19 protein-coding genes and 3 tRNA genes are annotated in these 23,023 nt (G+C 72.8%); 10 read left to right on the top strand and 12 right to left on the bottom strand.

All coding sequences use genetic code 11. The features are described from left to right. Positions 1-815: 815 nt before the first annotated feature. Positions 816-1,694: a hypothetical protein gene (locus tag ACSMX9_RS15240; protein ID WP_351245234.1), complete on the bottom strand. Its 879-nt coding sequence runs from the start codon at positions 1,692-1,694 to the stop codon at positions 816-818. Positions 1,695-1,891: 197 nt separating this feature from the next. Here ACSMX9_RS15240 and ACSMX9_RS15235 point away from each other — a divergent pair, with 197 nt between their 5' ends. Then, entirely contained in the window at positions 1,892-2,980 is a 1,089-nt protein-coding gene (locus tag ACSMX9_RS15235) for a Leu/Phe/Val dehydrogenase (RefSeq protein WP_445402827.1), read from the top strand. A gap of 360 nt (positions 2,981-3,340) precedes the next feature. Beyond that, positions 3,341-3,604: a DUF3073 domain-containing protein gene (locus tag ACSMX9_RS15230; RefSeq protein ID WP_351245238.1), complete on the top strand. Its 264-nt coding sequence runs from the start codon at positions 3,341-3,343 to the stop codon at positions 3,602-3,604. 297 nt (positions 3,605-3,901) lie between these two features. Here the strand turns inward: ACSMX9_RS15230 and purM are convergent, their stop codons facing one another. From purM to purS, 8 genes are all read right to left on the bottom strand, one after another. After that, positions 3,902-4,996 carry a phosphoribosylformylglycinamidine cyclo-ligase gene (gene purM, locus ACSMX9_RS15225; protein ID WP_351245240.1) on the bottom strand — a complete coding sequence of 365 codons (1,095 nt, stop codon included), beginning with the start codon at positions 4,994-4,996 and terminating at the stop codon, positions 3,902-3,904. Positions 4,997-5,033: 37 nt separating this feature from the next. Continuing rightward, a complete protein-coding gene (gene purF, locus ACSMX9_RS15220; protein ID WP_351245242.1) occupies positions 5,034-6,560 on the bottom strand; it encodes an amidophosphoribosyltransferase in 1,527 nt (508 codons plus the stop codon). Positions 6,561-6,835: 275 nt separating this feature from the next. Beyond that, positions 6,836-7,621, bottom strand: coding sequence for a sterol carrier family protein (locus tag ACSMX9_RS15215; RefSeq protein WP_445402826.1), 786 nt, complete (start codon positions 7,619-7,621; stop codon positions 6,836-6,838). Positions 7,622-7,873: 252 nt separating this feature from the next. Further along, on the bottom strand, positions 7,874-8,755 hold the full coding sequence (locus ACSMX9_RS15210; RefSeq protein WP_445402998.1) for a M23 family metallopeptidase: 882 nt from the start codon (positions 8,753-8,755) through the stop codon (positions 7,874-7,876). Positions 8,756-8,868: 113 nt separating this feature from the next. Then, complete coding sequence (locus ACSMX9_RS15205) at positions 8,869-9,423, bottom strand: ArsR/SmtB family transcription factor (protein ID WP_351245248.1); 555 nt, start codon at positions 9,421-9,423, stop codon at positions 8,869-8,871. 136 nt (positions 9,424-9,559) lie between these two features. After that, a complete protein-coding gene (purL, locus tag ACSMX9_RS15200) occupies positions 9,560-11,809 on the bottom strand; it encodes a phosphoribosylformylglycinamidine synthase subunit PurL (protein WP_445402825.1) in 2,250 nt (749 codons plus the stop codon). Further along, a complete protein-coding gene (gene purQ / locus ACSMX9_RS15195) occupies positions 11,806-12,498 on the bottom strand; it encodes a phosphoribosylformylglycinamidine synthase subunit PurQ (protein WP_445402824.1) in 693 nt (230 codons plus the stop codon). The genes purL and purQ overlap by 4 nt, the downstream gene beginning before the upstream one ends. Continuing rightward, positions 12,495-12,764 carry a phosphoribosylformylglycinamidine synthase subunit PurS gene (gene purS / locus ACSMX9_RS15190; protein ID WP_351245254.1) on the bottom strand — a complete coding sequence of 90 codons (270 nt, stop codon included), beginning with the start codon at positions 12,762-12,764 and terminating at the stop codon, positions 12,495-12,497. The genes purQ and purS overlap by 4 nt, the downstream gene beginning before the upstream one ends. 337 nt (positions 12,765-13,101) lie before the next feature. Here purS and ACSMX9_RS15185 point away from each other — a divergent pair, with 337 nt between their 5' ends. The 8 genes from ACSMX9_RS15185 (at position 13,102) to ACSMX9_RS15150 (ending at position 17,931) form a co-directional block, all read left to right on the top strand. Continuing rightward, a complete protein-coding gene (locus tag ACSMX9_RS15185; RefSeq protein WP_445402823.1) occupies positions 13,102-13,431 on the top strand; it encodes a histone-like nucleoid-structuring protein Lsr2 in 330 nt (109 codons plus the stop codon). 164 nt (positions 13,432-13,595) lie between these two features. Continuing rightward, positions 13,596-13,667: transfer RNA gene (locus ACSMX9_RS15180), tRNA-Gly, on the top strand. A gap of 79 nt (positions 13,668-13,746) precedes the next feature. Beyond that, positions 13,747-13,822 (top strand) — tRNA-Gly (locus ACSMX9_RS15175). A gap of 137 nt (positions 13,823-13,959) precedes the next feature. Then, complete coding sequence (locus ACSMX9_RS15170; protein ID WP_445402822.1) at positions 13,960-15,015, top strand: ABC transporter ATP-binding protein; 1,056 nt, start codon at positions 13,960-13,962, stop codon at positions 15,013-15,015. Positions 15,016-15,092: 77 nt separating this feature from the next. Next, complete coding sequence (locus ACSMX9_RS15165; RefSeq protein ID WP_445402997.1) at positions 15,093-15,836, top strand: ABC transporter permease; 744 nt, start codon at positions 15,093-15,095, stop codon at positions 15,834-15,836. Positions 15,837-15,918: 82 nt separating this feature from the next. Further along, complete coding sequence (locus ACSMX9_RS15160; protein WP_445402821.1) at positions 15,919-17,208, top strand: sensor histidine kinase; 1,290 nt, start codon at positions 15,919-15,921, stop codon at positions 17,206-17,208. Continuing rightward, positions 17,205-17,834, top strand: coding sequence for a response regulator (locus ACSMX9_RS15155; protein WP_445402820.1), 630 nt, complete (start codon positions 17,205-17,207; stop codon positions 17,832-17,834). The genes ACSMX9_RS15160 and ACSMX9_RS15155 overlap by 4 nt, the downstream gene beginning before the upstream one ends. 24 nt (positions 17,835-17,858) lie before the next feature. Then, positions 17,859-17,931: transfer RNA gene (locus ACSMX9_RS15150), tRNA-Gly, on the top strand. 67 nt (positions 17,932-17,998) lie between these two features. On the opposite strand, the gene ACSMX9_RS15145 is transcribed toward ACSMX9_RS15150, so the two are convergent. The 3 genes from ACSMX9_RS15145 to ACSMX9_RS15135 form a co-directional block, all read right to left on the bottom strand. Further along, entirely contained in the window at positions 17,999-18,898 is a 900-nt protein-coding gene (locus tag ACSMX9_RS15145) for a phosphoribosylaminoimidazolesuccinocarboxamide synthase (RefSeq protein ID WP_445402819.1), read from the bottom strand. Between the two features lie 95 nt (positions 18,899-18,993). Beyond that, complete coding sequence (locus tag ACSMX9_RS15140; protein ID WP_445402818.1) at positions 18,994-20,550, bottom strand: N,N-dimethylformamidase beta subunit family domain-containing protein; 1,557 nt, start codon at positions 20,548-20,550, stop codon at positions 18,994-18,996. A 265-nt stretch (positions 20,551-20,815) separates the two neighbouring features. After that, positions 20,816-22,834 carry a hypothetical protein gene (locus tag ACSMX9_RS15135; protein ID WP_445402817.1) on the bottom strand — a complete coding sequence of 673 codons (2,019 nt, stop codon included), beginning with the start codon at positions 22,832-22,834 and terminating at the stop codon, positions 20,816-20,818. Positions 22,835-23,023: the final 189 nt, after the last annotated feature.

The following is a 23,023-nucleotide window of genomic DNA, read 5'->3' as shown; positions in this document are numbered from 1 at the left end:
AGAGGCCAGCAGACCCCCCTATAGCGTGCAATGCAGAGCATTCCGCCCAGAGTCGGATGGAAGGAGCCCTCCCCGGACTCCTTGTCCTATTTTGGCACGAGGACGGGCGATGGGCGCAAGGCCCGGGTTAGTGCGGTCCGTCACGCTTGACGCAAAAGACCGGATCGGGACCTACGTCCTACGTCCCGAGTCCTCCGTCCGCCCGCCCCGGAATCCGACCCGGCACCGGCGGACCGTTCCCGGTCCGTCCTCGACCCCCGTCGACCTGCGACGACGGAATCCGTCGCCGACCCGGCCCGGACGCGCCCACCGGCACGCCCACCCCCCGAACAGGCCCCCACCCTGCCAGGAAACAGCATGTCAGGACAGTACGACCGGTCACCGGCCACTTCGGGCACACACGACCGAATTCGTGACCCCCTCACCGGCCCCGCCGACCCCCTCCAACGGACCGACCGCCCCGTACGCCCGCGGCGCCCGCCGACCCCGCGCACCGGAAGCCGCACCGCCGGCGGGACCCGCTCCGCGAGGGGCGACGAGCGGGGCGACACGAGGAAGCAGAGGAGATCAGAAGGGCCCGGGAGGGCTGCCGGGGAGGGGGGACCGAAGCGGGCGGGGCGTCGGGAACGGGAAGGAACCGGAGGACGGGGACGACACCGGGCCTCCGGTCCGCAAGGCCGCCCGGGCGGACGAAACGGCGGCGGAGGCCAGGGGGAAGCACCCCCGAGAACCGACCACCGCACCACCAAGAATCTGGCGCGAAATCGACGGACAATTGTGCGGCCGAGGCGGAACCGCGCCCCGCACCCTCCCGGTCAACTCGCGAACTGCCGGTCCCGCACCTTCCGCCACCGCTCGGCCAACCGTCCGTACGCCTCCCCGGCGACCACGCCGTCCCCGCGCCCCAGCGCCTCCAACCCCTCGGCCACGTCCGCCGCCGAACGATCGGCGGCCAACTCCTCGGCGGGCACGGTGTGCACCAGACCTCCGTAGTCCAGCTCCACCCAGGACCGCGGATGAAACTCTTCCAGCCAACGACCCACCTCCGTCAGCCCGTCGATGAACGGCCCCTCCCCCCAGGCAGTCCGCAGGGTCTTCAATCCGCGCGCCACCCGACGCCGCGCCTCCACCATCGGCGTCCGGTACCGCACCAGCGAGGCCGGCGGCGCCTCCGCGCCCGCCGCCCCCTCCGGCCGCGCCCCGGGCGGCCGGTGCTCCCGCTCCTCGTCCGCCACCAGCACGAACCACACCAGCGGCACCTGCCAGGTCGCCGAGCGGATCCACGGCCGGGCATCGGGATTCGCCGCCCGCCAGCGCTCGTAGTCGTCGGCGTTCTCCCTGCGGACCACCGGCGGCACCACCGCGTCCAGCACCGCCGGGGGCAACCGCCCGCCCGACTCCAGTTCGTCGAGCGCCTGCCACCCCCGCAACCGGGTCCGCCACGGGCACACGCACACCACCCCGTCGACCTCGACCACGAACGCGTCCCGGCTCTCGTGCACCGGCACCGCCACCGGCGGCGTGGAGACCAGGTCCGTCAGCGAACGACGCAGCTCGTCCTGGTAGGAAGGCCGGTCACCGCGGCGCGCGTACCGCTCCCAGTGACCGCGCTCCGGCTGCGGGAAGGCGGCGAGCGGCTCGTACACCCGCAAGTAGGACGCGTACGGCACGATCACCGAGGACACCTTGGGCACCCCTGCTCCCTCCCCCGTCCACCGGCGCGGCAACCCCGTCCGGGACCGCGCACCCGGTCGGTCACCGTACTCCGGGCGGGGGGTCCGTCCCGGGCGGGCCCCACCCGGCGCCGTCCAGGCCCTACTCTCGTCACCACCGGGCCCACCACCCGAACGGCCCGTTCCCAACCGCCGCTACGCACCCGGGAGTCACCACCGTGACCGAAGCATCCGACGGCGTCCTGCACACCCTGTTCCACACCGATCAGGGGGGCCACGAGCAAGTGGTCCTCTGCCAGGACCGCGCCACCGGCCTCAGGGCCGTGATCGCCCTGCACTCCACCACCCTGGGCCCCGCACTCGGCGGCACCCGCTTCCACGCCTACGCCACCGAAGCCGAAGCCGTCGCCGACGCACTGAACCTCGCCCGCGGGATGTCGTACAAGAACGCCCTCGCCGGACTCGACCACGGCGGCGGCAAGGCCGTCATCATCGGCGACCCCGAACGGATCAAGACCGAGGCGCTGCTCCTCGCCTACGGCAGGTTCGTGGCCTCCCTCGGCGGCCGGTACGTGACCGCCTGCGACGTGGGCACCTACGTCGCCGACATGGACGTGGTGGCCCGCGAGTGCCGCTGGACCACCGGCCGTTCGCCCGAGAACGGCGGGGCCGGCGACTCCTCGGTACTCACCGCGTACGGCGTCTTCCAGGGCATGCGGGCCAGCGCCCGGCACCTGTGGGGCGAGCCCACGCTGCGCGGACGCACCGTGGGCGTCGCCGGCGTCGGCAAGGTGGGCCACCACCTGGTGAACCACCTGCTGGACGACGGCGCCGAGGTCGTGGTGACCGACGTGCGCGAGGAGTCGGTGCGCCGGGTGACGCGGTTGCACCCGCAGGTCCGGGTGGTCGCCGACACCGACGCCCTGATCCGGGTCGACGGGCTCGACGTGTACGCGCCGTGCGCGCTCGGCGGCGCGCTCGACGACGACACCGTGCCCGCGCTCACCGCCCGGGTGGTGTGCGGTGCCGCCAACAACCAACTCGCCCACCCCGGGGTCGAGAAGGACCTCGCCGACCGCGGCGTCCTGTACGCACCCGACTACGTGGTGAACGCCGGCGGCGTGATCCAGGTCGCCGACGAACTGCACGGCTTCGACTTCGCGCGGGCCCGGGCGAAGGCGTCGAAGATCTACGACACCACGCTCGACATATTCGCACGTGCGAAGAGCGACGGGGTTCCGCCGGCGGTCGCCGCCGACCGGATCGCCGAACAGCGGATGGCCGACGCCCGCTCCGCGGCCCGCTGAGGCGCTGGTCCGCGACCGCCCGGGCCGACCCGGCTCCCGGGCGTGTCGCGGACCGGCCCCGCCGGCGCGGCGCCCTCGGTGACGGCGGAAAACCGTTGGTGACGGCTGAGACATGAGACTCACCCGATGTCGGCGGGTCGTGCGCCAAGAAGAGGTTAAAATCGCGGTTGACCAGCGAGGACGGGGCGCCTCGCGGGTTCTGCACAGCCGCGCGTCCTACGGGCGACGTACCGTATGGCCGCGGGAGCAGGTACCGTGGAAGCCCTACGGACCGGTCTCTCCACGGAGAGCCCGTTCCCGATCATGAACGCGTGTCAAGACTCTGGGGCCGTCGAGCCCCGTCACCGAGGGGGTCGAGCCATGGGGCGCGGCCGGGCCAAGGCCAAGCAGACGAAGGTCGCCCGCCAGCTGAAGTACAACAGCGGCGGCGGGACGGACCTGTCACGTCTGGCCAACGAGCTGGGCGCATCGACTTCGAGCCAGCCGCCGAACGGCGAGCCGATCGAGGACGACGAGGACAACGACCCGTACGCACGGTACGCGGATCTCTACAACGTCGATGACGACGAGGACGAGGACGACGAGCCCGGATCCCCGTCGCATGCGCACCGTCGCGGTGCTTGACGCGAAGACCGCTCACGTCCTCCGCATCCAGTAGCAGTCCACAACCATCGGCGCCGCCGCCGACCGGAACGTCCGCCCGAGCGGACGCCTCGATCGGGGCATCGTCGAACAGCCGCACCTTTCCCGGTCCGGGCCCGTAGCGCCGGACCGGGTTTCGTGCTGTCCCCGCGCCCACCCGGCAGGCCGCGGCCGACCGGGCCCCGGCCCTCGCCGGAGCCCCTGCCGTCGCCGCCGCCATGGGGGCCTGGGGGTACTGGAACATCATCGGGAAGGTGGGCCGGTGTCCGGTCCGGACCCCTACCGGGCGTAGTCGCCGACCAGGGCAGCGCCCGTGGTGTGCGCCCCGCGCTCGGTGATCTCGCCGCACTGCCAGGCGTCGACCCCGCGGTCGGCGAGCAGCGTCAACGCCACCTCCACCGACTCGGCGGGCACCACGGCCATCATGCCGACGCCCATGTTCAGGGTCTTCTCCAGCTCCAGGCGCTCCACCCGGCCCGCCGTGCCCACCAGGTCGAAGATCGCCCCCGGCGCCCAGGTGGCGCGGTCCACGACGGCGTGCAGGCCGTCCGGGACCACCCGTGCCAGGTTCGCGGCGAGCCCGCCGCCGGTGATGTGGCTGAAGGCGTGCACCTCGGCGGCCCGGGTGAGCGCCAGGCAGTCCAGCGAGTAGATCCGGGTCGGCACCAGCAGTTCCTCGCCCAGCGTCCGGCCCAGCTCGTCCACCTGCTGTTCCAGGGCCAGGCCGGCCCGGTCGAAGAGGACGTGCCGCACCAGCGAGTAGCCGTTGGAGTGCAGGCCCGAGGAGGCCATCGCCAGCACCGCGTCACCCTCGCGGATGCGGTCCGGGCCCAACAGCCGGTCGGCCTCCACCACGCCCGTGCCGGCACCGGCCACGTCGAAGTCGTCGGGACCCAGCAGCCCCGGATGCTCGGCGGTCTCCCCGCCGACCAGGGCGCAACCGGCCAGGACGCAGCCCTCGGCGATGCCCTTGACGATCGCCGCGACCCGCTCCGGGTGGACCTTGCCCACGCAGATGTAGTCGGTCATGAACAGCGGCTCGGCACCGCACACCGCGATGTCGTCCATCACCATCGCCACCAGGTCGTGCCCGATGGTGTCGTACACGCCCAGCCGGCGGGCGATGTCGACCTTGGTGCCGACGCCGTCCGTCGCCGAAGCCAGCAGCGGACGCTCGTAGCGCTTGAGGGCGGACGCGTCGAAGAGCCCGGCGAAGCCGCCGAGACCACCGACGACCTCGGGGCGCTGCGTCTTGCGCACCCACTCCTTCATCAGCTCGACCGCGCGGTCGCCCGCCTCGATGTCGACGCCCGCGCTCGCGTAGCTCGCGCCGGAGCCGGAAGCGGGGGTGCTCACAGGGGATTCACCAGACATGCGTGCGGAGCCTTCGTGTGTGTTCTACGGGGGATCATCACGGACGGCGGAGCGCGTCGACCGCGGCGGTGGCCGCGGGACCGGCGGCCAGCTCGGTCTCCAGGAGCTGCTTGCCGAGCAGCTCCGGGTCGGGCAGCTCCATCGGGTACTCGCCGTCGAAGCAGGCCCGGCAGAGGTCGGGCTTGTCGATGGTGGTGGCCTCGATCATGCCGTCCAGGGAGATGTACGCGAGCGAGTCGGCGCTGAGGGACTTGCCGATCTCCTCGACGCTCATGCCGTTGGCGATCAGCTCGGCGCGGGTGGCGAAGTCGATGCCGAAGAAGCACGGCCACTTCACCGGCGGGGAGGAGATCCGGATGTGCACCTCGGCGGCGCCCGCCTCGCGCAGCATCCGCACCAGGGCGCGCTGGGTGTTGCCGCGCACGATCGAGTCGTCGACGACGACCAACCGCTTGCCCTTGATGACTTCCTTCAACGGGTTCAGCTTCAGACGGATGCCGAGCTGGCGGATCGTCTGCGAGGGCTGGATGAACGTCCGACCCACGTACGCGTTCTTCACCAGTCCGGCGCCGAACGGGATGCCCGAGGCCTCGGCGTAGCCGATCGCGGCCGGGGTTCCGGACTCCGGGGTCGCTATGACCAGATCGGCCTCGACCGGCGCCTCCGCGGCGAGCCGGCGGCCCATCTCCACCCGGGAGAGGTAGACGTTGCGCCCGGCGATGTCCGTGTCCGGACGGGCCAGGTACACGTACTCGAAGACACAACCCTTGGGCTTCGCTTTCGCGAATCGTGAGGTGCGGATGCCGTTCTCGTCGACGGCGACCAGCTCACCCGGCTCGATCTCCCGGACGTACGTCGCACCGCAGATGTCCAGGGCGGCGGACTCGGAGGCCACCACCCAACCCCGCTCCAGGCGTCCCAGCACCAGCGGCCGGATGCCCTGCGGGTCACGGGCCGCGTACAGGGTGTGCTCGTCCATGAAGACCAGCGAGAACGCGCCCTTCACCGAGGGCAGCACCTTGGCGGCGGACTCCTCGATGGTCAGCGGCTTGCCGTCGTCGTCGACCTGGCCCGCCAGCAGCGCGGTGACCAGATCGGTGTCGTTGGTCGCGGCCACCTGGGTGGCGCGCCCCTCCTGCTTGGGCATCGCGGCGACCATCTCGGCGAGCTGGGCCGTGTTCACCAGGTTGCCGTTGTGGCCGAGGGCCAGGGAGCCGCGCGGGGTCGCGCGGAACGTGGGCTGCGCGTTCTCCCACACCGAGGCCCCGGTGGTCGAGTAGCGGGCGTGTCCCACGGCGATGTGGCCCTGGAGGGAGCCGAGGGAGGTCTCGTCGAAGACCTGGGAGACCAGGCCCATGTCCTTGAAGACGAGGATCTGGGAGCCGTTGCTGACCGCGATACCCGCGGATTCCTGGCCCCGATGCTGGAGGGCGTAGAGCCCGAAGTACGTGAGCTTTGCGACCTCTTCGCCCGGAGCCCAGACACCGAAGACGCCACATGCGTCTTGCGGGCCCTTCTCCCCGGGGAGCAGATCGTGATTGAGTCGACCGTCACCACGTGGCACGGCACCGAGTGTAGGCGAGATCGACCACTGGTCCGAATTGAGGACGGGTTCCGTAAGGGGAATCACTTACCGGCCGGTTCGATGACGGCCGGGTCCGCGCCCTCCGGCACCCCGCCACCCCCCGCGCTCCCTGCACCGGGTGGCGTTCCGTGGCGGCTCCTGGCCCTCCGTGACCCGTGACCCGCGGCGGGCGGGCCACTGCTCCGCCCGGTCGTCCTCCGCCCCGGCGTGCTCGGCCCGACGTGCTCGGCCCCGGCACTCTCGGCCCGTCCGCGTCAGCCCATCAGCGGCAGCACCTCCGCGAGGTCCGCGCGCTCACCGCTCGCCGACACCCTGGCCGCCCGGACCTCCGTCGCCCAGTCCGCGCGCCCCGTGGCGAGCCGGACCCAGGTCAGCGGATCGGTTTCGACGACGTTCGGCGGGGTTCCCCGGGTGTGCCTCGGGCCGGCCACGCACTGGACCACCGCGTACGGCGGGATCCGGACCTCCACCGACCCGCCCGGGGCCTTCACGGCCAGGCTGTCCGCGAGGAACCGGGTCACGATCGCCAGCGCCTTGGGGTCGATCGGCACGTCCAGGCCGGCGTCGTTGAGGTCGTCGGTGTGCACCACCAACTCCACGACCCGGGTGACCAGGAAGTCCGCGAAGCTCATCGCCCCCGGCAGCAACGGGACGAGACGCTCGTCGGGCACCGTGGCCAGCACTTCCTCGACCCGGTCGGCCCGGGCGAACAGCACGTCCGGGTCCGTCTCCGCCGACGCGGTGTGCGCCGCCTCGTCGACCGCTCCGGCCCCGGCGAACGTGGCCGCCGCGTAGGCGTCCAGCGGGAGTTCCAGCCGGGTGGGCTCGGGCAGCTCCAGGGCCCGGGTGACCACCCCCACGGCGATCGACAGATGGGCGACGAGCTCCCGCACCGTCCAGTCCCCGAGTCGGGTCGGAGCGGCCGACTGCTCCGGGGTGAGCTGCGACACCGCCTCCCGCACGTGCCGGTACTGGGCGAGCACGGCGGCCCGGGTCCTCGCCGGATCGAAGGTGCGGACGCGCTTGCTACGGGGAGGCATGGGGTGACCCTAATCCAGGTGGGGTGGGGGCGTTGAGTGGATTTCCTTGCCGGGGTCCCTCCCCCCTCCCCTCCCCCCGCCCCCTCCGTGTTGCCCCGGCTGGCGGCGCGATGCCCCGAGCACCGTGCACACGGCCTCGTGGGCTCGGCGGGCCGCGGCCGGCGGCTCCCTCGCCCGCTCCCGCACATGGCACTGGGTGCCGGGTTTCGTCGTGCTCCGGCGCCGGTGCCCGGGTGCCCGTGCGGGGTCGCGTCAGCCCGGGGTGACCTCCTCGCTCCTCGCTTCTACGGTGAAGGTCTCGCCGTTCGCCGGTAGGCCCACTCCGTGCCAGCGGAACGGCACGCCCTGCGCCTCGTCCAGGTCGGACGCGTCCATCAGCTGGAAGTGGAGGTGCGGTTCGGTGGAGTTGCCGGAGTTGCCGGTGGCGGCGACGGGTTGCCCGAGGCGGACGCGGTCGCCGACGCGCACCCGGAGCGAGCCCCGGCGGAGATGGCAGTACATGGCGTAGGTGCCCTCCCCCAGGTCGAGGACGAGGTGGTTGCCGGTGACCCGGGTGGGCCCCCACAGGGCACGGGCCGGGGCTTCGACCACCATCAGGTACGCCAGCATCGGTAGCGAGCCGCGGCTCAGGTGGTCCCGTTGGGTGTCCTGAGCACGGACCACGGTGGCGTCGGCGACCGCGAACAGCGGTGCCCCGTGGGCGGGGTAGGCGTCGGGGCGACGTATCAGTGGCCAGAACCAGGCGAACGGAGGGCGCCGGGCGGCGGCACGGTCGGCAGGGGCGTCGGAGGCAGCGGGACGGGCGGGATCGGTGGGGTCGGGGGGGTCGGGGGTGGCTGCCGGCTCGGCCACGATGTCGATGGCGTAGGTCTGGCCGTAGCTGTGGGTGCCGTGGCTGGGGACCTTGTCCGCGGGGCTGTTGACCGCGGTCCAGCGGCCGGTGACGGGCGGGGCCACTTCGACCGGTTCGTCGGCGGGCCGGGTCGTTCTCCTCCGGGACGGGCCGGTCAGCCGGGCGAGGAACAGGACGATCAGGGCGGTCAGCCCGAGGAGGGGCCAGAGCAGCGGAAACGGGGGCTCGTTCAGTCGGTCGACGACGAAGCTGGCGGCGATCAGGGCCAGGAGGAGGAACAGGACGCTTCGGTAGGTGCGGTTGAGGACCTTGTGGAGGGTGCGGGTCGCGGGTCTGCGGGAGGAGGGGGCGGGGGTCTTCTTCCCGTGGGGTGCGGGTCGTTGGGGGTCGGTGGTCACGGGGAGCCCGCCAGGGTGACGGCGACCAGGAGGGGCACCACGCGGGTGGCGGGCACCTCGTAACGTCCGCGGCCGGTGGTGTGGAGCCAGCCGGCGCCGGCGAGTTGGCGGAGGTGGTGGTAGATCTGGCCGGTGGTGCCGAGTCCTTCCAGCTCACTGAGTTCGGCGGCGGTGCTGCTGCCGGAGAGGACTTCCCGTAGGAGTCTCAGGCGCACCGGGTGGCCGAGGGCGGCGAAGACCTCGGCGCGGGGGGACCAGTCGGCTTCGACGAGGCGTTCGGTCAGTTCGCCGTACTGCCATTCGTAGCGGGCTCCGGTGGGCAGTGCGACCGTCCCCGTGAACAGGACGCCTCCGTCCGCCGCTTCGGGGCCGGCGTCGGCGAGTTGTTCCCGGAAGCCGTCGAGGGCCCACAGGTCGGCGCGGGGCTCGGCGCGGGCGGGGTCTCCGGGCGGGGTCGGGGGGGCGGGGGGCGTCGAGGTGCTCGGGGGGTCCGCGCCCTCCAGGGCGGTGAGTCTGCGTTCGAGGGCGGTGAGGCGCTGTTCGAGGTCCATGGGGCTAGATTACGTAGTTACGTAATGACGTTCAATCCCTCGTACGGGTGGCGTGGGCGGGGGGAGGCACGGGCACGACGGAGCCCCCCGCCCGGCGGTCGCCGGGGCGGGGGGCTCGACGGAGCGTGCCGGACCCTCAGGCGAGCAGGGCCGGGATCGTCCCCTCGTGGGCGGTCCGCAGCTCGGCGAGGGGGAGGGCGAACTCGCCCTGCACCTCGACCGCGTCGCCGTCGACGACGCCGATGCGGGCGGCCGGCAGGCCGCGGGCCCCGCACATGTCGGTGAAGCGGACCTCCTCCGAGCGGGGCACCGCGACGACGGCGCGTCCCGTGGACTCGGAGAAGAGGAAGGTGAAGGCGTCCAGGCCGTCCGGGACGACCAGCCGGGCGCCGTGCCCGCCGCGCAGGCAGGACTCGGTGACCGCCTGGACGAGGCCGCCGTCCGAGAGGTCGTGCGCGGCGTCGATCATGCCGTCGCGGGAGGCCGAGATCAGGATGTCGGCGAGCAGCCGCTCCCGCTCCAGGTCGACCGCCGGGGGCAGACCGCCGAGGTGGTCGTGGACGACCTGGGCCCAGGCCGAACCGCCGAACTCCTCGCGGGTGTCGCCGAGGAGGTACAGCAGCTGCCCCTCTTCGGCGAAGCCGACCGGGGTGCGGCGGTTCACGTCGTCGATGACGCCGAGCACCGCGACGACCGGGGTCGGGTGGATCGCGGTGTCGCCCGTCTGGTTGTAGAGGGAGACGTTGCCGCCGGTGACCGGGGTGCCGAGCACCTGGCAGGCGTCGGCGAGGCCGCGGGTGGCCTCCGCGAACTGCCACATCACCGCGGGGTCCTCGGGGGAGCCGAAGTTGAGGCAGTTGGAGACGGCGAGCGGCTTGGCCCCGCTCGTCGCCACGTTGCGGTACGCCTCCGCGAGGGCGAGCTGGGCGCCGGCGTAGGGGTCGAGCTTGGCGTAGCGGCCGTTGCCGTCGGTGGCGACCGCGACCCCGAGGTCGGTCTCCTCGTCGATGCGGATCATGCCGGAGTCCTCGGGCTGCGCGAGGACGGTGTTGCCCTGCACGAACCGGTCGTACTGGTCGGTGATCCACGCCTTGGACGCCTGGTTGGGCGAGGCGACGAGGCGCAGGACCTGGTCCTTCAGCTCGTCGCCGCCGGCCGGGCGGGGCAGCGCGTTCGCGTCGTCCGCCTGGAGGGCGTCCTGCCAGCCGGGGCGGGCGAAGGGGCGCTCGTAGACGGGGCCCTCGTGGGCGACGGTGCGCGGCGGGACGTCGACGATCTGCTCGCCGTGCCAGAAGATCTCCAGCCGGTCGCCCTCGGTCACCTCACCGATGACGGTGGCGATGACGTCCCACTTCTCGCAGATCTCCAGGAAGCGGTCGACCTTGGCGGGTTCCACGATGGCGCACATGCGCTCCTGCGACTCGCTCATGAGGATCTCCTCGGGCGAGAGGGTCGCGTCGCGCAGCGGCACGGTCTCCAGGTCGACGCGCATGCCGCCGGAGCCGGCGCTGGCCAGCTCGCTGGTGGCGCAGGACAGGCCGGCGCCGCCGAGGTCCTGGATGCCGTCGACCAGCTTCTCCGCGAAGATCTCCAGGGTGCACTCGATGAGCAGCTTCTCCTGGAAGGGGTCGCCGACCTGGACGGCCGGGCGCTTCGCCGGGCCGGTCGACTCGAAGGTCTCGGAGGCGAGCACGGAGACGCCGCCGATGCCGTCGCCGCCGGTGCGGGCCCCGTAGAGGATGACCTTGTTGCCGGTGCCGGACGCCTTGGCGAGGTGGATGTCCTCGTGCTTCATCACACCCACGCAGAGGGCGTTGACCAGCGGGTTGCCCTGGTAGCAGGAGTCGAAGACGACCTCGCCGCCGATGTTGGGCAGGCCCAGGCAGTTGCCGTAGCCGCCGACGCCGGCGACCACGCCGGGCAGCACCCGCTTGGTGTCGGGGTGGTCGGCGGCGCCGAACCGCAGCGGGTCCATGACGGCGACCGGACGGGCGCCCATGGCGAGGATGTCGCGGACGATGCCGCCGACGCCGGTGGCCGCGCCCTGGTAGGGCTCGATGTACGAGGGGTGGTTGTGCGACTCGACCTTGAAGGTCACCGCGTACCCCTGGCCGACGTCGACGACGCCGGCGTTCTCGCCGATGCCGACGAGGAGGGCGTCGTTCTCGGGGGCCTTCTCGCTGAACTGGCGCAGGTGGACCTTGCTGCTCTTGTAGGAGCAGTGCTCGGACCACATGACGGAGTACATGGCGAGTTCGGCGCCGGTCGGGCGGCGGCCCAGGATCTCGCGGATGCGGTCGTACTCGTCGCGCTTGAGGCCGAGCTCCTGCCAGGGCTGCTCCGCCTCGGGCGTGCCGGCCGCGTGCTTGACCGTGTCGAGCGTCATGCCACGGCTCCCTTCCGCACGAGGTTGTTCAGGATCGAGGTGAAGAAGCCGAGTCCGTCGGTGCGGCCGGTGCCGATCAGGCCCTCGACGGCGTGCTCGGGGTGCGGCATCAGGCCGACGACGTTGCCCTCGGCGTTGGTGACGCCGGCGATGTCGCGGAGCGAGCCGTTGGGGTTGACGTCCAGGTAGCGGAAGGCCACCCGGCCCTCGGCCTCCAGCTCGTCGAGGGTGCGCTCGTCGGCGACGTAACGGCCGTCGATGTTCTTGAGCGGGACGGAGATCTCCTGGCCGGCGGCGTAGTCGGCGGTCCAGGCGGTGGCGGTGGTCTCGACCCGCAGCTTCTGGTCGCGGCAGATGAAGTGCAGGTGGTTGTTCCGCAGCATCGCGCCGGGCAGCAGGTGGGTTTCGGTCAGCACCTGGAATCCGTTGCAGATTCCCAGGACCGGCATTCCCGACTTGGCTTCCGTGATGATCGTCTCCATCACGGGCGAGAAGCGGGAGATGGCTCCGGCGCGGAGATAGTCGCCGTACGAGAATCCACCCGGGAGGACGACGGCGTCGACCTGCTTCAGGTCCTTGTCGCGGTGCCACAGCGGGACGGCCTCGGCACCGGCGACCCGGATCGCGCGCTGGGTGTCACGGTCGTCCAGGGTGCCCGGGAAAGTGACGACGCCGATACGTGCGGTCACTTGGCTCCGGCCTTTCCGGCGGTCTCGTCCACACGGACGACGAAGTCCTCGATCACGGTGTTGGCCAGGAACGTCTCGGCCATCTCGTGAATGCGGGCGAGGGCGGCTTCGTCCACCGGCCCCTCGACCTCAAGTTCGAAACGCTTTCCCTGACGTACGTCGGCGATACCGTCGAAACCCAGGCGAGGCAGCGCGCGCTGCACGGCCTGCCCCTGGGGGTCGAGGATCTCCGGCTTGAGCATGACGTCGACTACGACGCGTGCCACTGGCACTCCCGGTGTGTGGTGCTGAGCAGGTCACTTCAGACTACCCGCACAAAATTTCTACACGCGTAGATTCGTAGGTACCTACGTGACGGCCCTCACCTACCACGGACACCGCCCGGACCGCCCGGGCAACCTCCACAAAAACTCCTGGAAAATCCCTAGGTCGGCAATAGGACCGACACGTGCCGGACACGCGCAACACAATAATGGGTCTTCCCCATTCAATGCTCGGCCCTGTACAAAGGAAATGGCAATCCCGATACTTTGCCTCAAACAGCCGGACAGACGGCATCACCGCACCTCAACGCGGTGGGGCCGCACGAAGGGACCGATATTCGTGGCGCAGCGAGTCGTAGTCACTCTCCATGACGACATCGACGGCGGGGAAGCGGCGGAAACGATCGTCTTCGGGCTGGACGGGAAGTCGTACGAGATCGATCTCAATCAGGCCAATGCGAGGAAACTGAGGAAGGCGTTGGCCCCGTACGTGCACGCCGGCCGCAAGGCCCGGGCGGGCGGCCAGCCGGCCCCCAAGGCGTACCGGCACACGGCGTTGACGCCCGATCCCGCCGCGGTGCGGGCCTGGGCCCGCTCCCACCAGGTGGAGGTGCCGCCCCGGGGGCGCATCCCCAAGCGGGTGTACGAGGCGTTCGACGCGGCCAACTAGGTCGGGCTCGGCTCTGTCCGTCGGGGAACCGGCGGGCGGGCCGACGGCCCGTCAGGTCGCGGGGCGCGGGGGTGGCGGCCGTCGACTTGCGCAGCACCCCCCGTGATCCGTTAGAGTTTGGTCACGCCAACGGGGCTGGGAGGAAATCCCAGCTCAGAGGCCGTGCGGGTGTAGTTCAGTAGTAGAACATCCCCCTTCCAGGGGGAAGGCGCAGTGTGCGATCCCTGTCACCCGCTCTGCATCGCTTACCGACCACATGAGTGGATCAGGTAGGGTGGTGCTCGCGCCGATCGGTGGAAGCCGTTCGGATGCCCTGCGGACGTAGCTCAGTTGGTAGAGCGCAACCTTGCCAAGGTTGAGGTCGCGAGTTCGAGCCTCGTCGTCCGCTCCATGTGAGAAGCATTTCCAGAAGGCCCCGGTCAATGACCGGGGCCTTCTGCTTTCGCGGTGGACGGTCTGACATTTGTCATGAGCAGTGGTGACACCCCGCACCGTCCACCGGCACGGACCAGAGGAGAAAATCGGGGCATGACAACCGAAGCGACCGAAGAGCGCGTGATCGACGTCACCGATCTGCGTCGCGTCTACGGGGGCGGTCCCTCCGGACGCGACGAGGCCGGCGGCGCGAGCGGCGGCACGCCCGGCGGACAGCCGCAGAAGACCTTCGAGGCCGTGCGGGGCGTGACCTTCTCCGTGGCGCGGGGCGAACTCTTCGCCCTGCTCGGCACGAACGGCGCCGGCAAGACCTCCACCCTGGAACTGCTGGAGGGCCTCGCCCTCCCCGCCTCCGGGCGGGTGCGGGTCCTGGGCCACGACCCGTACGCCGAACGCTCCCGCATCCGCCCGCGGATCGGCGTCATGCTCCAGGAGGGCGGCTTCCCCAGCGAGCTGACGGTGCGGGAGACCGTGCGGATGTGGGCGGGGTGCACCAGCGGCGCCCGGCCCGAGGACGAGGCCCTGGACATCGTCGGGCTGCTGGGGCGGTCCGCGGTCCGGGTGAAGCAGCTCTCCGGCGGCGAGCGCCGCCGTCTCGACCTGGCCCTCGCCCTGCTCGGCCGGCCCGAGGTGCTGTTCCTCGACGAGCCGACCACCGGACTGGACGCCGAGGGCCGCCGGGACACCTGGGAGCTGGTGCGCGAACTGCGCGACCACGGCACCACCGTGCTGCTCACCACCCACTACCTGGAGGAGGCCGAGGACCTCGCCGACCGCCTCGCGATCCTGCACCACGGCCGCATCGCCGCCGAGGGGCGCGTCGCGGACGTGGTCGCCGCCCAGCCCTCGCTGATCTCGTTCCGGCTCCCCGAGGGGTACCACGTCGGCGATCTGCCGCCGCTGGCCCGGCTCGGGGTGATCGACCACGAGGTCAGCGGCGGGACGGTGCGGCTGCGCACCCGGGAACTCCAGCGGGCCGCCACCGCGCTGCTGGTCTGGGCCGAGCAGGAGCGACTGACCCTCAAGGCCCTGGACATCCGGTCCGCCTCCCTGGAAGAAGCGTTCCTGCGGATCGCCCGGGAAGCCGAGGAGCACCCCGGCGACAGCGACCACCGGACCGACCACCAGGCGAAGGAGCAGGTGCTGTGAACACCACCACCCCCCGACACCCCCGCACCGCGCCCCGCGACGGCGCCGTCAGCACCACCACCACCGCGGCGGGCCGGATGACCTCGCTCGCCCGGGCGGAGCTGACCCTGCTGGTGCGGAGCAAGGGCACCCTGTTCGCGGCGGTGGTCATCCCGTTCATCCTGCCGCTGAGCGTGCACTCCGTGACCAAGACCATGGACCTCGAATCCGCCGGGCTCTCCGTGGGCACGTTCCTGCTGCCCTCCGCGATCGGCATGGCCCTGGTCTTCGCCGTCTACATGGCGCTCACCGCGATCTACGTCGCCCGCCGGGAGGAACTCGTCCTCAAGCGGCTGCGGGTCGGCGAACTGCGGGACCTGGAGATCCTCGGCGGCTCGGCGCTGCCCGCGGTGACCATCGCGCTCCTCCAGACCGTCCTGCTCACGGTCGGCTTCTACGCCCTGCTCGACGTCGAGGCGCCCGGGGCCCCGCACCTGGCCGTGCTCGGGCTGCTGCTCGGCATCGTGCTCTGCGCGGCGGCCGGCGCCGTCACCGCGGCGTTCAGCCAGAGCGTGGAGAGCGCCCAGGTCACGGTCATGCCGATGATGATGGTCTCCCTGCTCGGCTCGGGCATCACCTTCCCGCTGGAACTGCTGCCCGACAACCTCGCCCGGATCGGCGAACTGCTGCCGCTCAGCGGCCCGATCACCCTGCTCCGCGGCGGCATGACCGGCGACCTGTCCGGCGGCGAGACCCTGACCGCGCTGGTCACCGCGGGCGTCTGGACCGCGCTCTCGCTGTACGGGGTGCGCCGGTGGTTCCGCTGGGAGCCGCGGCGCTGAACCGTGCGGGCGGGCCCGGGCCCCACCGGCCGGGGCCCGCCCGCACCGGTGACGGACGACGGACGTGAGGAAGAACGGCGTGATGCGCAGACCGGGTGCCTGGTGGCGGGGGAAGAGCACGACCGCGAAGGTCGAGTCGTACACCCGCGGCACCTTCCACTCCTTCTCGGCGATCGAGGTCGGCGTGCTGGCGCCCGGGCTGCTGAACGTCCTGGACCGGCCCACCGCCCTGCTGGCGCTGGCCCTGCTGCTGACGCACGCCGGCATCGGCTCCTTCGCCGGGGCCCGGGCGCTGGACTGGATCTGCGGAAGCCGCGGCCGACCCCTCGGCGCCGCCGCGGTGGTGGCCGCGGCCACCGTTCTGATCGCCGTGGCCCTGCTGCTCGTCACCACCCGCGGGCTCGACCTGGGCTCCCCCTCCGCGGCCGAGGAGAAGCAGGTCGCCGCCTCCGCCACCGCCTACCTGATCGTCTTCGTCTTCGGCACCGGCGCGCTGACTCTCGGGCTGCGCGGGGCCCGGCAGATCGTCCGGGCCGTCTGCGGGCTGGGGGCGTGCGCGGGGATCGGCGCCTTCGTCGCCGGCGTCCCGCTGCTGCCGGCGGCGATCACCACCGTGACCGTCACCCTCGGCAGCGGGTTCATGGCGCTGGCCGCCGCGCTCTCCGTGTGGCTGCTGACCGTCGTCATCGAACTCGACGCCGCACGCGAGACCCGCGCCCGGCTCGCCGTCGCCGAGGAGCGCCTCCGGTTCGGCCGCGACCTGCACGACGTGCTGGGCCGCAACCTCGCCGTCATCGCCCTCAAGAGCGAACTCGCCGTGCAACTCGCCCACCGGCAACGCCCCGAGGCGGTGACGCAGATGGTCGAGGTGCAGCGGATCGCGCAGGAGTCCCAGCGGGAGGTGCGGGAGGTCGTCCGCGGCTACCGCGAAGCCGACCTCTCCGTGGAACTCTCCGGGGCGCAGGGCGTCCTCACCGCCGCCGGGATCGACTGCCGCCTCACCGGCTCCGCCGCCGGACTGCCCGCCCGGGTGCAGGCCGTGCTCGGCTGGGTGGTCCGCGAGACCACCACCAACGTGCTGCGGCACGGCGCCGCCGAGCACTGCACCGTCGGCCTGGTGCGCACCCCCACCGCGGTGACCCTCACCGTCGAGAACGACGGGATGACCGAGACCTCCGCCGCCTCCACCGACGGAACCGGACTCGCCGGGCTGCGGGAACGACTGGCCGACCTCGACGGCACCCTGGACGCGGGCCCCGTCGGGGCCGCCGACCGGGTCGGCGGCCGGACCTTCCGCGTCACCGCCCGGGTCCCGCTCGCCCCCGACGACCCGCACCCGGACGCCGTCCCCACGAAGGAGGTGGCGGAATGACCGCCGCTCCCGGCACCCACCGGGTACGGATCCTGCTCGCCGACGACGAACACCTGATCAGGGGCGCCCTGGCGGCCCTGCTCGCGCTGGAGGACGACCTCCTGGTGACCGCGGAGGCCGCGTCCGGCCCGGAGGCGCTCGCCATGGCGCTGGCGCACCGTCCCGACGTCGCCGTCCTCGACCTGGAGATGCCCGGCGCGGACGGTGTGAGCGTCGCCACATCGCTGCGCGCCCAACTCCCCGACTGCCGGGTGCTGATCGTCACCAGTCACGGCCGCCCCGGACACCTCAAGCGGGCCCTGGCCGCCGGGGTGCGGGGCTTCGTCCCCAAGACCGTCAGCGCCCAACGGCTCGCCGAGATCATCCGGACCGTGCACGCCGGCAACCGGTACGTGGACCCCGAGTTGGCGGCCGACGCGATCTCCGCCGGGGACTCCCCGCTGACCGCGCGGGAGGCCGAGGTGCTGGAACTCGCCGCGGACGGGGCGCCGATCGCGGAGATCGCCCAGCGGGCGTCGCTCTCTCCCGGCACGGTCCGCAACTACCTCTCGTCGGCGATGGCCAAGCTGGGCGCCGACAACCGGCACACGGCGGTGCGGCTCGCGCGGCGACGCGGTTGGGTATAGTGGGCGGCGCCCCTCGGGGCACCGGCGGACGTAGCTCAGTTGGTAGAGCGCAACCTTGCCAAGGTTGAGGTCGCGAGTTCGAGCCTCGTCGTCCGCTCAGTTCGTACTCCGTACGCGGGAGGACCCCGGCCCATCGGCCGGGGTCCCCGTCGTTTCCGTCCCGCTCACTCCCAGGCGGCCCCGGTCAGCCGCTCGTAGGCCTCCAGGTACTTCGCCCGGGTCGCCGCCACCACGTCCTCGGGCATCGGCGGCGGCGGCAACTCCGCGGCCCGCTCCCAGCCGGAGGCCGGCGAGGTCAGCCAGTCCCGGACGAACTGCTTGTCGAAGGACGGCTGCGCCCGGCCCGGCTGCCAGCTCTCGACCGGCCAGAACCGGGACGAGTCGGGGGTCAGCACCTCGTCCGCGAGGGTCAGCACGTCCCCGTCGAAGCCGAACTCGAACTTGGTGTCCGCGAGGACGATGCCCCGCTCCCGTGCGATGTCCCGGGCCCGCCCGTACACCGCGAGCGTGGTCTCCCGCAGCACCTCGGCGGTCTCCGCACCGACCCGGCGGACCACCTCCTCGAAGCTGACGTTCTCGTCGTGCTCGCCGACCTCCGCCTTGGTCGCCGGCGTGAAGATCGGCTCCGGCAGCTCCGAGCCGTCCACCAGCCCCTCGGGCAGCGGAACCTCGCAGACCGTGCGCGTCCGCCCGTACTCGACCAGCCCGGAGCCGGTGAGGTAACCGCGGGCCACGCACTCCACCGGCACCATCCGCAACGCCTTGCACACCAGCGTGCGGCCCGCCCAGTCGGCCGGGGCCCCCACGGGCAGTTCGGTGCTCAGCACGTGGTTCGGCGCGAGGTCGGCGAACTGGTCGAACCACCACAGCGACAGTTGGGTCAGCACCCGGCCCTTGTCGGGGATCTCCGTCGGCAGCACCCAGTCGTACGCCGAGATCCGGTCGGAGGCCACCATCACCAGGTCACCGGCCTCGTTGCGGTACAGATCGCGCACCTTCCCGGTGTGCAGGTGCACCAGCCCCGGAACCTGAAGCGGTTCGGGCTTTTCGACGAATCCGGACACGGTGCCTCCCCGTGGTTCTGTACGAGTGCTGCCGCGATTCTCCCGCACCGGTCGGACCGGCCGCGAAACGGGGGCGGCACTCGGGGGCCGCCGGCTCAGTCCCGCTTGCAGATGCGGTCCAGCAGGTTGGCGGTGGCCCGCTGCACCCGGGCGTCCACGTGCCCGGGCCGGTCCAGCGCCGGCGACCAGGCGAAGGTGCCCGAGGCGAAGACCAGCGCCCCCGAGGGCGCCCGGTACAGGGAGGTCTCCTGGTGGCGCCGACCGCCCTCGGCGTCCCGGTACGGGGAGTGCGCCAACAGGATGCGCTCCCGGTGCTCGGGGAGCGGGGCGCGCGGGAAGTACCGGTCGGCCTCGCCCGCGACCAGCCCGCCCAGTTCGTCGCCCTCGTGGGCGCCGGTCGCCTCCCACAGCCAGTGCCCCGCGTTGCGGACGACCAGCGGCTGCGGCTCCGGCACCCGACCCGCGTACTGGATGCCGAGGAGGTGCTGCTCCGGTCGGTCGACCTCCCGCCACAGCGTCGAGCGGCCCGGCCCCTGGCGCTTGCGGCAGGCCAGCAACCGGTCCGGGGCGCCCGAGGCGGACGGGCTCAACTCGACCTGCCAGTACATGGTGTTGGCGGAGAGGAACACCAGCGAGGTGCCCTGCTCCCGGGCCCGTTCGGTGGTGCGCCGCATCGGCACCGACCAGTACTCGTCGTGCCCCGGGAAGACCAGGCCCCGGTAGCGGGTGGGGTCCACCCGGCCCGCGTGCAGATCGGTGGCGTCCGCGTACGCCAGGTCGTAGCCGTACCGCTCGGCCCAGCGGATGAAGTCGTACGCGTGCCCCACGTGCAGCGGCAGCCCCGCCCCCGCGTAGGGCCGGTCGAAGGAGACCATCGCCGCGGCGTCCGCCTCGCCCAGCAGCCGCCCCTCCCCGTCCCAGGCGTGGTAGAGGCTCGCCCCGGTCCGGCCGTCCTCCGGGTACAGGTTGTACGCCTGCCAGGTGACGTCCGGCATCAGCAGCAACAGGTCCGCGGGACGGTCGTCGCGCACCGTGAACGGGATGTGCGAGCGGTACCCGTCCAGGGTGGTCAGCACCGCGACGTAGGCGCCCGGGTTCCAGTACGACGGCACCTGGAGCCGCCAGGACAGCCACCAGTGGTGGCAGGAGACCGTGCGGTCGGCGGCGAGCGGCGCCGGCTGCACGATGCCCGCCAGCCGGGGGCTCGTGGTGATCTTCGCGGCGCCGTCGCCCGCGTAGTGGCCGATGCGGTACACGTCCACGCCGAACTGCTGCGGCGGGTTCACCGTGATGTGGAAGTCGATCGCCCCGCCGGGGGCCACCGCGGCCGCCGACGCGAAGCCCTTGATCTGCTGGCCCACGTCGTTGGCGGTGCGCAGCCCGTACGGCGGCCGGGCCTCGGCGAGCCGGGCGGCGCGCGCCGCACCGGCCGCCTCCGGACTGTCCCGGGGGCGGGCCGTGTCCGGCGGGGTGTCGACGTACCAGGGCACCACCTGCCCGGTGTCGCCGAAGTAGTGCTCGCTGCCGCGCAGCCAGGGCAGGGGGCCCATCCCGAACGGATCGTTCACCGCGTGGGCGAGGGCGCCGGACTCCCAGCGACGGATGTGCTCCGGTCCCCCGCGCGGGATGTGGTTCTGTTCGTACGGCGCCATGCGGTCCCCTCCCTGAGTCCCCCGGGCCGACCTCACCCGGGGCTGCCGTCGCCGGCGGGCGGAACCCAGCACATCACATAACGCACGCGTTCCGTCACCGTTCGTCGTTATTTGGTGGTGTTCCGGGAGCCCCGCACCCGGAACACGGCCCGTACGGGGGAAGGTTCGAGGGCTCCCGACGACCGCCCGTACGACGTTCAGGCGTTCCCCGGCTCGACGCACGGGCGCGACCGCGGGGCCCAACCGGACGGCGCGGGGCCGGCGTTCAGACCAGGCGCAGGGGCTTGTCGGTGCGCACGGAGCGGGCCGCCAACCAGCGGCGCAGGGGCGCGGGGTCGCCCCGGTCCACCAGGGTGCGCACGCAGTGCGACAGATCGGCCGCCCGGGCGCCGTCGACGAGCAGCGAGGGACCGTCCAACCAGTCCAGTGCGGGTGCGGCGCCCGCGGTGTCGACGGCCGCGCAGCACACCGTCGCCATGACGTGCTCGGCGAGCAGGTCCCGCCCGCTGCGCGGGGGTTGGAGCGGGAAGAGGGGCAACGTCCCCTCGTTCCACAGCACTTCGTCGGTGCCCGCGTCGGCGGGAGCGGTGCCGGTCCGGGGCGGGCCCTCCTCGCGGGCGAGCGCGGCGGTCAGCGCGGCGGCGAGTTCCCCGGCGGGCCGGGTGCCCTCTTCCTCTTCCTCTTCATCTCGTTCTTGCTCTTGTTCTTCCTCGGCTCCGGCTTCGGCTCCGGCTTCGGCCACGGCCGCTTCCTGTTCCCGGGCTTCGGTCACTGCCTCGTCCGCGGGGAGTCCCGCGAGGTCATCCGCGGGGTGCTCCGTCGGGTGCTGCTCGGCGGCGTCTTCGGTGCGGGGGGCCGACCCGGCCCGGTGGGCGGCCGGGGCGTCGGTGTCGGCTTCTGCTTCGGCTTCGGCTTCGGTGGCCGGCGGGTGGGTGGCGGTCGGCGGGGTTCCGGTGGCCGGGCGGTGGGCGGCCACCGGCCCGGCTATCCCGGTCCGCGGCGGGGTCGGGGACGGCTCGGGCAGCGCCAGGTGGTCGAGAACCCGGGCCAGGGTCGGGCCCTCGGGCCCCTGTCGGGCACCGGCGCCGTCGAGCACCCGGTGCAGTCGGGCCGCCTCGGTGCGCCAGGTGCGGTCGACGACCTCCTCCGGGTACGCCTCCCAGCCCACGGGCGCCCAGTCCCGCCCCGGCTCGGCCGGCCCGCCGTGGAACAGCCGGGCGGCGAGCAGGGACGCGGCCTCGTCCACCGCGCCCGGCTCCTCCAGCAGGTCGCACGCGGGGCGCTCGGCCAACCGGGAGGCGAACCCCTCGGCGAGCCGGTCGCGCCGGGAGAGTTCCGTCAGCGCGGCGACCACGCCGGCGTCCAGCCGCGAGGGCCAGCGTCCGACCCGCCAGGCGGGCAGCGCGACCCGGGTCAGCAGCCGGTCCCAGCCCGCGTACGCGAGCCCCACCTGCTCCTGCGCGACGATCCGCAGCCCGTAGTCGACGTCCTGGGCCCTGGCCGCCGCGGCGGCGGCCACTCCGCGCTCCATCTCGGTGGCGTAGCCGCGGCAGGCGCGCAGCAGCAGGCGCGCGATGGACCCCGTCACCCCGAGCGCGAGCCGTGCGAGCGGGCCGCGGCCGGGGCGCGACGCGACGGCGACCGCGGCGTCGAGGCCGCGCACGAACCGGCGCGCGGCGGCGACGTCGGGGTGTGCGGAGGGTCCCGTGCCGGCCACGACGGGGGCGAGGACGGCCCTCAGTTCGGCGACCCGCATCCACCACAGGAACGGCGATCCGATGATCAGTACGGGGGCCTCCCGGCGGCGGGCGCGCCGGGGGCCGCCGTCCGGGCCGCCCGGGGCGGCGGGGCGTTCGGAGCGGGGCTGCTGGGCCCGGTGGGTGCGGTCCTCCAGCCAGCTGTCGCAGTCCGGGGTGAGGGCTATCGCGGAGGGGGCGGGCACGTCGAGCCGGTCCGCGAGTTCGCGGACCATGCGGTACAGGTCGGGGGCGGAACGCTCGTCGACCGGCACCGTGGGGCTGACCGCGGGGCGGGAGCGCGCCACCACGAAGCCGATGCCCGCGGCCGCGAGCAGGATCGCCACCGCGAGGGCGGTGAGCACCCACAGCAGGGCGTCCAGGGCGCCGCCGCCGTCGAGGTGTCCGCTGGTCCGGGCGGTGAACAGGACGATCGCCGCCGCCGCGGGCAGGAGGGCGACGGCCGTGGCGCGACTGCGGACCCGCAGCACGTCGAGGGCCCGGGAGCGCGCGGACAGCGCACTCGTCTCCACACCGTTGTCGGACACGACCGGGTCTCGCCCCCTACCGTCCGCCGGGCGCGCTCGGGCGCCGACGGACTCCTTTGGCGTTGCTCACTCCCCCACTGTGGCACCGACCCCGGACACCGCAATGCCGGTGGGCCATGTGCCGGAACACATGCGCCGCACCCTAGTTGGGCCCCCGGTCGCCGTCAGCCGTATGGCGCACCGGTCACC

This window comes from Streptomyces sp. LE64, from assembly GCF_052606915.1.
The sequence above is the reverse complement of the archived record's forward strand: the minus strand, read 5'-3'. Positions and strand labels throughout refer to the sequence as shown.

Bases quoted from the DNA above. Each gene is read 5' to 3' on its own strand.
- purM (WP_351245240.1), bottom strand. From the start codon at position 4,996: ATGTCTGGTGAATCCCCTGTGAGCACCCCCGCTTCCGGCTCCGGCGCG.
- ACSMX9_RS15165 (WP_445402997.1), top strand. From the start codon at position 15,093: ATGACCTCGCTCGCCCGGGCGGAGCTGACCCTGCTGGTGCGGAGCAAG.
- ACSMX9_RS15140 (WP_445402818.1), bottom strand. From the start codon at position 20,550: ATGGCGCCGTACGAACAGAACCACATCCCGCGCGGGGGACCGGAGCAC.
- ACSMX9_RS15155 (WP_445402820.1), top strand. From the start codon at position 17,205: ATGACCGCCGCTCCCGGCACCCACCGGGTACGGATCCTGCTCGCCGAC.
- ACSMX9_RS15170 (WP_445402822.1), top strand. From the start codon at position 13,960: ATGACAACCGAAGCGACCGAAGAGCGCGTGATCGACGTCACCGATCTG.
- ACSMX9_RS15205 (WP_351245248.1), bottom strand. From the start codon at position 9,423: ATGGACCTCGAACAGCGCCTCACCGCCCTCGAACGCAGACTCACCGCC.
- ACSMX9_RS15215 (WP_445402826.1), bottom strand. From the start codon at position 7,621: ATGCCTCCCCGTAGCAAGCGCGTCCGCACCTTCGATCCGGCGAGGACC.
- ACSMX9_RS15230 (WP_351245238.1), top strand. From the start codon at position 3,341: ATGGGGCGCGGCCGGGCCAAGGCCAAGCAGACGAAGGTCGCCCGCCAG.
- ACSMX9_RS15160 (WP_445402821.1), top strand. From the start codon at position 15,919: ATGCGCAGACCGGGTGCCTGGTGGCGGGGGAAGAGCACGACCGCGAAG.
- purL (WP_445402825.1), bottom strand. From the start codon at position 11,809: ATGACGCTCGACACGGTCAAGCACGCGGCCGGCACGCCCGAGGCGGAG.